12 protein-coding genes are annotated in these 11,507 nt (G+C 76.0%); 9 read left to right on the top strand and 3 right to left on the bottom strand.

Annotated features, from left to right (window positions below):
• Window positions 1–138 precede the first annotated feature (138 nt).
• Complete coding sequence (locus ACZ63H_RS14250) at window positions 139–909, bottom strand: GNAT family N-acetyltransferase (protein WP_469864704.1); 771 nt, start codon at window positions 907–909, stop codon at window positions 139–141.
• 226 nt (window positions 910–1,135) lie between these two features.
• On the opposite strand from ACZ63H_RS14250, the gene ACZ63H_RS14245 reads away from it, so the two are divergent.
• The 6 genes from ACZ63H_RS14245 to ACZ63H_RS14220 all read left to right on the top strand — a co-directional run bounded on the left by ACZ63H_RS14245 (window position 1,136) and on the right by ACZ63H_RS14220 (window position 6,729).
• Window positions 1,136–1,741: a sulfite oxidase-like oxidoreductase gene (locus ACZ63H_RS14245; protein ID WP_469864702.1), complete on the top strand. Its 606-nt coding sequence runs from the start codon at window positions 1,136–1,138 to the stop codon at window positions 1,739–1,741.
• Entirely contained in the window at window positions 1,734–2,489 is a 756-nt protein-coding gene (locus tag ACZ63H_RS14240) for a ferredoxin reductase (protein WP_469864700.1), read from the top strand. The genes ACZ63H_RS14245 and ACZ63H_RS14240 overlap by 8 nt, the downstream gene beginning before the upstream one ends.
• Window positions 2,490–2,777: 288 nt before the next feature.
• Window positions 2,778–3,362: an Rv1733c family protein gene (locus tag ACZ63H_RS14235; RefSeq protein ID WP_469864698.1), complete on the top strand. Its 585-nt coding sequence runs from the start codon at window positions 2,778–2,780 to the stop codon at window positions 3,360–3,362.
• A gap of 192 nt (window positions 3,363–3,554) precedes the next feature.
• Complete coding sequence (locus ACZ63H_RS14230) at window positions 3,555–4,523, top strand: acetylxylan esterase (protein ID WP_469864697.1); 969 nt, start codon at window positions 3,555–3,557, stop codon at window positions 4,521–4,523.
• A gap of 116 nt (window positions 4,524–4,639) precedes the next feature.
• Window positions 4,640–5,830 (top strand): serine hydrolase domain-containing protein, encoded by a 1,191-nt coding sequence (locus tag ACZ63H_RS14225; protein ID WP_469864695.1) that lies wholly within the window; start codon window positions 4,640–4,642, stop codon window positions 5,828–5,830.
• 155 nt (window positions 5,831–5,985) lie between these two features.
• On the top strand, window positions 5,986–6,729 hold the full coding sequence (locus tag ACZ63H_RS14220; protein WP_469864694.1) for a GntR family transcriptional regulator: 744 nt from the start codon (window positions 5,986–5,988) through the stop codon (window positions 6,727–6,729).
• Here ACZ63H_RS14220 and ACZ63H_RS14215 read toward each other — a convergent pair.
• Both ACZ63H_RS14215 and ACZ63H_RS14210 read right to left on the bottom strand, forming a co-directional pair.
• Window positions 6,707–7,471 carry a class I SAM-dependent methyltransferase gene (locus ACZ63H_RS14215; protein WP_469864692.1) on the bottom strand — a complete coding sequence of 255 codons (765 nt, stop codon included), beginning with the start codon at window positions 7,469–7,471 and terminating at the stop codon, window positions 6,707–6,709. The two genes, ACZ63H_RS14220 and ACZ63H_RS14215, sit on opposite strands and share 23 nt — an antisense overlap.
• Window positions 7,472–7,513: 42 nt before the next feature.
• A complete protein-coding gene (locus ACZ63H_RS14210) occupies window positions 7,514–7,981 on the bottom strand; it encodes a hypothetical protein (RefSeq protein ID WP_469864690.1) in 468 nt (155 codons plus the stop codon).
• A gap of 504 nt (window positions 7,982–8,485) precedes the next feature.
• On the opposite strand from ACZ63H_RS14210, the gene rho reads away from it, so the two are divergent.
• From rho to ACZ63H_RS14195, 3 genes are all read left to right on the top strand, one after another.
• Entirely contained in the window at window positions 8,486–9,634 is a 1,149-nt protein-coding gene (rho, locus tag ACZ63H_RS14205; RefSeq protein ID WP_469864688.1) for a transcription termination factor Rho, read from the top strand.
• A gap of 101 nt (window positions 9,635–9,735) precedes the next feature.
• Complete coding sequence (locus ACZ63H_RS14200) at window positions 9,736–10,911, top strand: D-alanyl-D-alanine carboxypeptidase family protein (RefSeq protein WP_469864686.1); 1,176 nt, start codon at window positions 9,736–9,738, stop codon at window positions 10,909–10,911.
• A gap of 108 nt (window positions 10,912–11,019) precedes the next feature.
• Complete coding sequence (locus ACZ63H_RS14195) at window positions 11,020–11,310, top strand: hypothetical protein (protein ID WP_469864684.1); 291 nt, start codon at window positions 11,020–11,022, stop codon at window positions 11,308–11,310.
• Window positions 11,311–11,507: the final 197 nt, after the last annotated feature.

The following is an 11,507-nucleotide window of genomic DNA, read 5'->3' as shown; positions in this document are numbered from 1 at the left end:
GCCCACCCCCCCCCCCCCCCCCCGCCCCCCCCCCCCCCCCCCCCCCCCCCCCCCCCCCCCCCCCCCCCCCCCCCCCCCCCCCCCGGCCGGGACGGCGCGGCGTCGGCCGCGTGGGCGTCCCGGCCGTACACGGGGGGACTAGGGGACCGGCACCGGCACCGGCTCGCGGTCGTCGTCGGTCTGGCGCTGCGGTGCCCGTGCCTCCAGGAACGTCGTGCGGCGGCGCAGCCGGAAGCCGAGGGACTCGTACAGCCGGATGGCGCCCGTGTTCCCGGCGCCGGTGTGCAGGAACGGTGTCTCGCCGCGCTCCCGGATGCCGTGCGCCACCGCGAGGACCAGGCGGGTGGCCAGGCCCTGGCCGCGGAAGGCGGGGTCGGTGCAGACCGCGCTGATCTCGGTCCAGCCGGGCGGGTGCAGCCGCTCCCCCGCCATGGCGACCAGCGCACCGCCGCGGCGGATGCCGAGGTAGGTGCCGAGTTCCACGGTGCGCGGCAGGAACGGCCCGGGCCGGGTGCGCGCCACCAGGTCCAGCATCTCGGGCACGTCGGCCGGCCCGAGGCGCACCGCCTCCGGATCCGGGGCGGCGGCCAGCCCGTCGTCCACCAGCTGCACGCCCTCGACCCGGAAGGTGATCTCCCACCCCTCCGGGACCCGGCCGCCGAAGCCGGGCAGCGGGACCTCGGCGCCGGGACCGGCCAGCGCGGCGAGGTCCGCCCAGTCCCGCTCGTCGGGGTCGTCCGGCAGCGCCAGCCACGGCGAGACGTCGACGGGGTAGCGCAGCACCCGGCCGCGCCGCTCGGCGAAGCGCGCGTGCGGGCCGGTCAGGGAGGCGAGGGCCGGGTTGTCGAGGACGTGCGGGACGCCGGCGGCACTCCGGCCGGGGCCGCCCGGACCGCTCACGACGCTCATGCGGCCCCCTCGGTCGCGGTCCTGGTCACATAGGCCTGGGGCATCCTCGTTTCCTCGCTTCTCTCGGCGGTCTCTCGCTGTGCCGCCGGCCCACCGGGGCCGGCACCGATCGGCAAGGAGTGGCGCCGGGGCGGTATTCCCGCCTCCCGGCAGTGTTCACACGGCCGCAACGATGCGGGCGCCGGCCAGGCGCGGAGCACCCGGAACGACAGCGTACGGTTGAACCATGAACGTCACGCGAGGCTTCACGGGCCGCCCGCGCGCGGCGAACCCGGGGCTGCCGCCCGGGCAGTACGACGCGCGCGAGGACTGGCCCGTCCTGTCCGCCGAGGTCACTCCCGACCTCTCGCCCGCCGACTGGTCCTTCCGCGTCGACGGCCTGGCCGAGCGCCCGCACACCTGGGACTGGGACGCGGCGCACGCGTTGCCCGCGTCGGCGTACGAGGGCGACATCCACTGCGTGACCGGCTGGTCGAAGTTCGGTGTGCGATTCGGCGGCGTCTCGCTGGACGCCTTCTTCGGTGTGGTGCGGCCACATGGGTCCGCCACACATGCTCTCGCCTACTCCCACACCGGTTACACCGCCAACCTGCCGCTCGCCGACCTCACCGGCGGGCGGGCCTGGATCGTCTGGGAGTACGGCGGGGCGCCGCTGGCGCCCGAGCACGGCGGCCCGGCACGGCTGGTGGTGCCGCACCTGTACTTCTGGAAGAGCGTCAAGTGGGTCGCGGGCATCACGCTCCTCGACCACGACGAGCCGGGCTTCTGGGAGCGCAACGGCTACCACGAGCGCGGCAATCCGTGGGAGGAGCAGCGGTACTCCGGTGACTGAGACGACGACCGCCCCGACGCGGTTCGCGGTGCCCGGGCGGATCGCCGTGGGCGGGCCTGTGGCGTCGCGCTGGCAGACCGCCACGCTGACGGAGATCCGCCGCGAGACGCCGCGCGCGGCCACGTTCCGGCTGGCGGTGCCGGCCTGGGCGGGGCATCTGCCGGGCCAGCACCTCATGCTGCGGCTGACCGCGGCGGACGGCTATGCGGCACAGCGCCACTATTCGATCGCGTCGGCGCCGGACGCGTCCGGGCACATCGAGCTGACCTTGGACCGGGTGCCGGACGGCGAGGTCTCCGGCTGGTTCCACACGGTGGCCCGCCCCGGCGACACGGTGGAGGTGCGCGGCCCGCTCAGCGGCTTCTTCGCCTGGCCGGGCGACCGGCCCGCGCTGCTGCTCGGGGCCGGTTCCGGCGTCGTGCCGCTGATGTCGATGGTGCGGCACCACCGGGCGCGCGGCCTGACCGTCCCGCTGCGGATGCTCGTGTCGGCGCGCGGCCCCGAGGACCTGATCTACGCGGCCGAGCTGGGCGCGGAGACGACCCCCGTGTTCACCCGCAGCGCGCCGCCCGGTGTGCCGGTGGGACGTATGACGGCCGCACATGTGGCGCCCCTCCTGGCGGAGCAGCCCGCCGGTGGGTGGGAAGCCTATGTGTGCGGCTCCAACGCCTTCGCCGAGCACGCTTCCCGGCTGCTGGTCGCGGCGGGCCAGCCGGTGGAACGCATCCGCATCGAGCGCTTCGGCTGACCGTGCGGCCCGCCGCCGCCCCGCCGGGCCGTACGGTGCGTCCCGCCTCCGCCCCGGTGCCCTGCCCCGGCGCCCGGGTCGCGCGACGGCGCCCGGCGCGCGATCGTGGGGCGCGTGGTGTCCGCCGTGCGCCATTTGGGCCGGAACTCGCGGTTCACGGCATGCGCGAGGTGCGCCGAACGGGGTACGAGACGGGTGTGGACGTTCACGCGCGTGAGCGGCGGAGGCGGCGGGACGGCGGTCAGGCTCCGCCCGTCCACCGGCTCCGGCGGTGGCGAGGAGGTGGACATGCGTACCCGGGTGCGTGGCTGGCGCTGGCGGCGCAATCCGCTGCGGCGCCGGTCGGACGTCGTGGAGGCGTGGACGGTGCTGACGGTCGCCGTCCTGCTGTGCGTGGCCGCGCCCCTGGTGGGGGTGTTCACCGGACTGCGCGCCCATGACCAGGCCCGGGCACTGGCCGCGGCGCAGCGGGCGGAGCGCCACGAGGTGCGTGCCGTCGTGGTGAGCGACCCGGCCGAGCGGCCGTCCGCGGCCCAGGGCGAGCGCCGGCAGCCCTACCGCGCCCAGGTCCGGTGGACCGAGCCGGGCCGGGGTGTCCGCACCGAGTGGGTCCGGGTGCCCGCCGGGGCCCGCCCCGGGGAGCCGGTCTCGGTGTGGCTCGACTCCCGGGGCCGCAATGTGGCGGCGCCGCCGGACGACATGGCGGTGTGGCAGCACGCGGTGACCGTCGGCCTGTGCGCGGCGGGCGGCACGGCGACGGTGGTGCTCCTCGGCCGGGCGATCGGGCGCCGGGTCGCGCTCAGGCACCGGCTCGCCGAGTGGGAGCAGGAGTGGGAGCGGACCGGGCCGCGGTGGACCCAGCCACGGACGTGACCGGCGGGTGACCCGACCACTGGGCACCCGCCGTCACTGTGCGTGCCCTCCGGGAGCAAACGCTTGCGCAAGCCCGGACCTGGGGCGTTGAATCTTTGGCGGGACGGCGGGGCCCGTCATGTCCCTGGCGAGTGATCCGACCACCCACGTACGGTGAGACCGCACAGTCTCCCTTCGCAAAGGCGGTTGTTGATGGCCCTGTTCGATCTGCCCCTGGACGAACTCCGCGCGTACCGCAGCGAGTCCGCCGAACCGGAGGACTTCGACGCCTTCTGGGACAAGACGCTTCGGCAGACCCGTGAACACGACCTGGACGCGCGGTTCGAGCCGGTGGAGACCGGCCTGACCACGGTCGAGGTCTACGACGTGACGTTCGCCGGGTTCGGCGGCCATCCCGTCAAGGGCTGGCTGCGGCTGCCCGCAGGGGCCACCGAACCGCTCCCCCTGGTGGTGGAGTTCCTCGGCTACGGCGGCGGGCGCGGCCTGCCGCACGAGAGCCTGCTGTGGGCGTCGACGGGCCGGGCGCACTTCCTGATGGACACCCGCGGGCAGGGCAGCGCCTGGGGCGGCGGGGGCGCCACCCCGGATCCGGTCGGCGCGGCCCCGGCCTACCCCGGGTACATGACGCGGGGCATCGAGGCCCCCGAGAACTACTACTACCGCCGGGTGATCACGGACGCGGTGCGCGCGGTGGAGGCGGCCCGCTCGCACCCGCTGACCGACGCGACGCGGACCGCGGTCCTCGGCGCCAGCCAGGGCGGCGGCCTCTCGATCGCGGTCGGCGCCCTGGTCCCCGACCTGGCCGCGGTCGCCCCGGACGTGCCGTTCCTCTGCGACTTCCCGCGCGCGGTGACCCTGACGGACCGTCACCCGTACCGGGAGATCGGCCTCTTCCTCAAGACGTACCGCGGGCGCACCGCCGAGGTGCGGCGCACGCTGTCCTATTTCGACGGGGTGCACTTCGCGGCCCGGGGCCGGGCGCCCGCCCTGTTCTCGGCGGCCCTGGAGGACCAGACGTGCCCGCCGTCGACCGTGTTCGCGGCGTTCAACGCCTGGGGCCACGAGGACAAGACCATCGAGGTGTACGACTTCAACGACCACGAGGGCGGCGGCCCCTTCCACGAGGCGGCGAAGGTGCGCTGGCTGCGCTCGTACGCCTGAACCCCGGCGCCGGGCCGGGGCCCGCCCTTCCCTCCGGACCGGGCAGTCCGTACGTTCTGGAACGCCCCGGGCCGCGGTCGGCGCGGACCCGGGTTCCCGGCGACGACGGAGGCCTCATGTCCACACAGGAGACACGGCAGACACCGCGGGCGGCCGCGACGGTCCACGGGCACTGCGATCCGCGGTTCGCGGAGGTGCGGCAGGCCTTCGAGGACAACTTCCGCGAACGCGGGGAACTGGGCGCGGCGGTGGCGGTCACCGTCGGCGGGGAGACGGTGGTGGACCTGTGGGGAGGCTGGGCCGACCCGGCCCGGACCCGGCCCTGGGAGCGGGACACCGTGGTGAACGTGTGGTCGACCACCAAGGGCGTGGTGGCCCTGTGCGCCCACCTGCTGGCCGACCGGGGGCTGCTCGACCTGGACGCGCCGGTGGCCGCCTACTGGCCGGAATTCGCCGCCGAGGGCAAGGAGAAGGTGCTCGTGCGGCATCTGCTGTCGCACCGCGCCGGGCTGTCCGGGCTGCGCAAGCCGCACACCCTGGAGCAGCTGTACGACTGGGAGCTGACCACCGCCCGGCTCGCCGCCATGGCGCCGTGGTGGGAGCCGGGCACCCGGGCCGGGTACCACGTGCTGACGTACGGCTTCCTGGTCGGGGAGGTGGTACGGCGGGTCTCGGGCCTGCGCCTGGGGGCCTTCCTGGAGCGGGAGCTGACCGGGCCGCTCGGCGGCGGCTTCACCGTGGGGCTGCCGGCGCGGGAGGCCGGCCGGGCGGCCGAACTGGTGCCCGCGTCGGCCCGGCCGAGCGCCGAACAGGTCGCGTTCTTCGGCAACCTGTCACCGGTCGCGCGGGCCGCCCTGACCAACCCGGCCGCCGGTCCCGCGCAGGCGAACAGCGCCGGCTGGCGGGCGGCGGAGATCCCGGCGGCCAACGGGCACGGCACCGCGCGGGCGGTGGCGGCGCTGTACGGCGTCCTCGCCGGGCGCGGCACGGTCGCCGGCCGGCGGTTCCTGTCCGCGGGGGCCGCGGAGCGGGTGCGCGAGAGCGAGGGCCCCGGCCGCGACCTGGTGCTGGGCGCGGCCTTCGAGGAGGACACCGAGATCGGGCTCGGTGTTTGGCTGAGCGGGCCCCGGGGGCTGTACGGACCGAACCCGCGCGCTTTCGGCCATGACGGCTTCGGCGGTTCCTGTGGGCTCGCCGACCCGGAGGCCGGGGTGTCGCTGGGCTATGTCATGAACCGCATGGGGTCCCGCTTCGCCGATGATCCACGGAAGACGGCGCTGGTCGACGCCCTTTACCGGGCCCTGTGAGCGCGTGTCACGGCGCCCCGGTGACCGCCGTGACACGCGGGCGGATTTCGGTCGAAAGCCACGGCTGCCCTTCCCTCGTGGTTTAGACCAATGCTAATTGTGGTCGCGCACCGAACCCGTACGACTACGTCTTGTCACCGACAGGAGGGCGCGGCATGGCCCGCACCACCCCGCACGATCCCCCGCCCGACGACGGCCGGCCCCTGTACGGACGCATAGCGGCACTGCTGCTCGGCGAGCTGCGCGACGGCACCATCCCGCCGGGTGAACGGCTGCCGGGCGAGCGGCACCTGGCCGCGCACTTCGGGGTCAGCCGGGAGACCATCCGCCAGGCGCTGGAGGTGCTGCGCCGCGGCGGTGTGGTCGCCACCGACCGGCGCGGCAGCCACGCCATGCTGCCCGGCCGGCCGGTGGAGTCGCCGGACTCGCTCGCCTTCCCGGTGGGCTCGCGGACGGCGGATCCGTGCGCGGTCGACCAGGCGACGGTGACCTGGGAGGCGCCGCCGCCGGAGCACGCGCGGGAACTGGGCCTGACTCCGCACCGGCCGACACTGGTGCACCGCTACCGCTCGGTCGCGCCGGACGGCCGGTCGCTGCGCACGGCGGTGACCTCCTTCTCGGCGGTGGCCCTGGCCGAGGTGGCGGAGCTGGCCCGGTACCGGGATCGGGCCGACGGCGCCACGCCCGCGCAGTTGCGGCGGGCCTACGACTGGATGCGCAAGGCCGGGCTGTGCCTGCACCACCGGGACTGCATCATCCACGTCTCCCAGGCCTCCTCGGTCCGGGTGACCCGGCGCGTGCACGACCAGTACGCGCGCCCGCTGGAGATCACGGATCTGGTGGTGCACGCCGAACAGGACGCGCTGGTCTACGAGTTCACCCTGCCCGCCGCGGTGTGACCGCCGAGTCCGGCGCGCCGGCGGTCCGGGCCACCACCAGCCGGCCCCGCGGGCTGCCGTCGGCCCGCCGGCCGAACCCGGGCAGGACGCGGGTCCCGACCTCGAACCCCGCCCGCTCCAGTTCCCCGAGGACGGCGCCGAGTCGCAGTGCCCGGTAGTACATGACGAACGGTGGCCGCCACAGCGCGTTGCGCACCCGCATCACCGTGTCGAAGCCCTCCAGCAGCCAGTAACCGGGCTGCGTGGGGCGGGGCGGGGCGAACACCGGGAAGGCGAAACGGCCGCCGGGCCGCAGCACCGAGCGGACCCCGGCGAAGAGTCCCGTCAGCTCGGCCGGCAGGAAGTGGCCGAACGCCCCGAAGGAGACGACGAGGTCGAAGGCGGCGGTGAACGGCAGCGCCCGGGCGTCGCCGCGCACCCAGGCGACGCGGGGCGGCCCGGCGGGCCGCACCCGGTGCCGGGCGACGTCGAGCATGCCGGCGCTGAAGTCGACCCCGGTGACGCTCCGTCGGCACAGCCGGGCCAGCGGGCGGAAGCCGGCGCCGGTGCCGCAGCACAGGTCGAGCCCGTCCGTGAACGGCCCGAGCGGCGCGAGCGCCTCGGCCACGGCGTCCAGCACGTCGTCGGGGGTGCGGAAGGGGGTGTGGTCGAACTTCGGGGCGAGCAGGTCGTATCCGCGCTCGACGGACGACAGCGCCTGCACGGCGAGTTCACGGAGCGTGGGGCCTTCGGGACCGAACATGGCGGCAGCCTACGGCGTTGCCGCGGACCGCCATCCCCGGCGTCAGCCGTAGGTCTCGCGGCAGAGGCGGACGATCTCGGGGGCGGCCACGCCGTCCGCCCGGCGGCACAGGTCGCGCATCACGGCGGCGGGCGGCCGGGAGACCGTACGCGGACGGGGGGCCGGGTGCCGTCCGGCCGGCCCGTGCTCCGTGCGCGGACGGCGGGGCGGCGGGTCGGCGGCGGTGGCCCGGGGCGGGGCGGCGGACGCCGGTCCGCCGCCGGCAGCGGCGCCGCGGGCCGGCTCCGCCGGGCCGGGACGCTCCGGGTGTCCTTTGCCGGTGCGTACGAGTGCGGCCCGGTCGGCCGGCTCGCCGGCCGGGGCCCGCAGGGCCGACGGCGCGGCCGGGGCGTCCGGCGGGAGGGCGCGCCGGGAGCCGGCGGGACCGGGGTCGGGACCAGGGGTGACGGTGGTGCAGCCGGCGACGCTCACCAGCGCCGCCACCACCAGCGGAAGAAGTCGGCGAGGCACGCGGCCACTGTGCCGCACCGCCGGGTGCCGCGGTCCGCTCCACGCCGCAGGACCACTCCCACGAGCGACCGGCCGCGATGACGCGCCCCCGCCGCGATCGGGCGGGCGCCCGCACCGGGCCTCCTCAACTCTCCTGCGGCGCCTTGCCGTTGCGTCTGCCACGGCCGACCGGTCCGGGAAGGGCGTCCGGTCTCGCGGGAATGCCGCGTTCCGGTCCTTTGTTGACGGGATCACGGACACCGCGCCCCGAGCGGTGGTAGCGTGTTGTCAGCACTCGTGCACGCCCAAGGTGGGCGCCGGTGCCAGTCTCCCTCAGCTGATCGGTTCGCCGCCGTCCCGGATCCCCCGGTCCCCGGCGCCTCAGCTTCCCGGTACCGCCTCGTGCGGGCGTTCTCCGCCCTACCCGAGGCGTTCCTCCCGCCGCCCCGAGGCAGTCGCAGACGCCTCCGCTCGCGGCCCCACCCCCGCTTCTCCTTCCTGTTCCGTCCGCGAAAGGACATCCGCATGACCACCGCACTCGCCCCCCGCCCCGAAACCCCGCAGGCACCGGCCGCCCCGCTCGTCACCGGCGTCCTGGACATCGACGCGCACGGGAAGGGGCACCTGAGGGCCGCGAGCCTGCTGCCCTCCCCCGCCGACCCGCAGGTCACGGCGGCGCTCGTGCGCCGCCACGGACTGCGCGCGGGCGACCTGATCGAGGGCGTCCGGGACGCCCGGCGCGCCCTGACCGAGATCGCCCGCGTCAACGGACGCGCTCCCGGGGAGCCCCGCGCCCGTCGCCACTTCCGCGACCTCACCCCGCTCCACCCGCACCGGCGGCTGCGCCTGGAACACCCCGGCGCCGGTCTGACCGGGCGGGTCGCCGATCTGCTCGCGCCGGTCGGCAAGGGCCAGCGCGGCCTCGTCGTGGCCCCGCCCAAGAGCGGCAAGACCGTGCTGCTCCAGCAGCTCGCCGCCGCCGTGGCCGGCAACCACCCCGAGTGCCGGCTGATGGTCCTGCTGCTCGACGAACGGCCCGAGGAGGTCACCGAGATGCGCCGCTCGGTGCGCGGGGAGGTGTACGCCTCCACCTTCGACCGCTCGCCGAAGGACCACATCGCCCTCGCCGAACTGGTCGTGGAGCGGGCCAAGCGGCTGGTCGAGGCCGGCGAGGACGTCGTCGTCCTGCTGGACTCGCTGACCCGGCTGTGCCGGGCGTACAACAACGCCTCCGCCGCCGGCGGGCGCACCCTGAGCGGCGGTGTCGACGCGGGCGCGCTGATCGGCCCCAAGCGGTTCTTCGGCGCCGCGCGCCAGGCCGAGGAGGGCGGCTCCCTCACCATCCTCGCCACGGCACTGGTGGACACCGGCTCCCGCGCCGACGGCTACTTCTTCGAGGAACTGAAGAGCACCGGCAACATGGAGCTGCGCCTGGACCGGGAACTGGCCGCCCGGCGGGTCTTCCCCGCCGTGGACCTCGACGCCAGCGGCACCCGGCGCGAGGAACTCCTGCTCACCCCCGCCGAGTTGGCGGCCGCCCGCGGACTGCGCCGGGCGCTGCGCTCCCGCGAGGGCGGTCCGTCCGCCATGGAGACCCTGCTCGAACGGCTGCGCGCCACCCCCGACAACGCCACGTTCCTGCGGCAGGTCCGGCCCACCCTCCCGGCCGGCTGACAGCCGGTCCCGGGGCGGCCCGGTGCGGCATCCGGGTTGCCCGGCACCCCGAACGGCCCCGACAGGGTGAGGGACCCCCACCCTGTTCGTAGGTTGGGCATATGGTCACCGGATTCTCGTACCGTGCGGCAGTGTCGGCCTGCTCCCTCTGTGTGGCGGGCCTGCTGGTGCTCACACCGGCCGCTGCCGCCGCCGGACCCCCGGCCGGGGAGCCCGCGCCGCCCCGCCCCCCGGCGGCGATGCCCGGTCCCTCCCTGCTGTACCGGTCCGGCACCCAGGTCCGGCCGCACCGGGGCGCACCGGAGGTGCCCGACGTCTCGGCGCTCTCCTGGCTCGTCGCCGACGCGAGCGGCGGGGAGGTGCTGGCCGCCCACGACGCGCACCGCGAACTGCCGCCCGCGAGCACCCTGAAGACCCTGTTCGCCCTCACCGTGCTGCCGGTGCTGCCCGGCGGGCTCCAGCACACCGTGCGCTACGACGAACTGGCCGACATCGGCGAGGGCAGCAGCCTGGTCGGCGTCGAGGAGGGACACACCTACCAGGTGGCCGACCTGTGGCGCGGGGTGTTCCTCAGCTCCGGCAACGACGCGGTGCACGTCCTCGCCCGGCTCGGCGGCGGCTGGGAGGCCACCGCCGCCCGCATGCAGGACAAGGCCCGCACGCTCGGCGCGCTGGACACCCATGTGGTCTCCCCGGACGGCTACGACGCCCCCGGCCAGGTCTCCTCCGCCTTCGACCTGGCGGTGTTCGGCCGCGCGGGCCTGCGCAACCCCGACTTCGCCCGGTACTGCGCCACCGCCGTGGCCGTCTTTCCCGGTGACGGCTCGTCGTACCCCATCGAGAACACCAACCGGCTGCTGACCGGCGAGGACGGCGTGACGCCGTACCCGGGGCTGATCGGGATCAAGAACGGCTACACCAGCAACGCGGGCAACACCCTGGTCGCCGCGGCCCGCCGGAACGGGCACACCCTCGTGGTGAGCGTGCTGAACCCTCAGGCCGACGGCGGGCTGACCGTGTACGAGGAGGCCCGCGCGCTGCTCGACTGGGGCTTCGCGGCGGCCGGGCAGGTGGACCCGGTGGGATCGCTGGACGGGCTGCGCCCGCCCTCCCGCGCCGAGCCGTCGGTCGCGCCGGTCGCGGCCGCCGGCCCGCCGGCCTCGGACGACGACCCGGGCTGGTCCTCCGCCGCCGTCGTCGCGGGGCTCTCCGGGCTCGGCGCGGGAGCCGCGGCACTGGCGTTCAGGGCCAAAGGCGGCCGGGCGGCCCGGGGCTGACCCGTCGGCAGGCCGAGCAGCAGAGCCAGCGAGATCCAGACGTAGGCGTTGGCGCCGAGGAATCCGCCGGGGCCACCGGCGTCGCCGGCCCACAGCCACACCACGCTGGTGCACAGCACCGCGTACAGGGCGCCCGCGATGCGCCGGTGCCCGGCGCGCACCAGCACCGCGAAGGACGGCAACAGCCACACCAGGTGGTGCACCCAGGTGATCGGGCTGACCAGACAGGCCGCCGTACCGGTGAGCGCGAACGCCGCCGGCCAGTTACCGGCCGTGACCGCCCGGCGGGACCGCCAGGCCCACACGCACAGGGTGAGCAGGACCGCCGACGCCCACAGCGGTCGGCCGGGCTCGCCGAGACGGGCCAGCACCCCTTGCAGCGACTGCTTCGACACATAGTCGAGGCGGCCCACCCGGCCGGTGTCCCACAGCGCCTCGGTCCAGTAGAGGCGGGAGGCCGCCGGGTCGGCGAAGGCGGCCAGCCCGGTCGCGGGGGGGGGGGGGGGGGGGGGGGGGGGGGGGGGGGAGGGGGGGGGGGGGGGGGGGGGGGGGAGGGGGGTGGGGGGGGGGGGGGGTGTTCCCCCGTCTGGAGAGCG

It is taken from the genome of Streptomyces sp. NPDC104831 (assembly GCF_055583025.1).
Note: the sequence above shows the minus strand (reverse complement) of the source record. Positions and strands in the feature narration are given on the sequence as shown.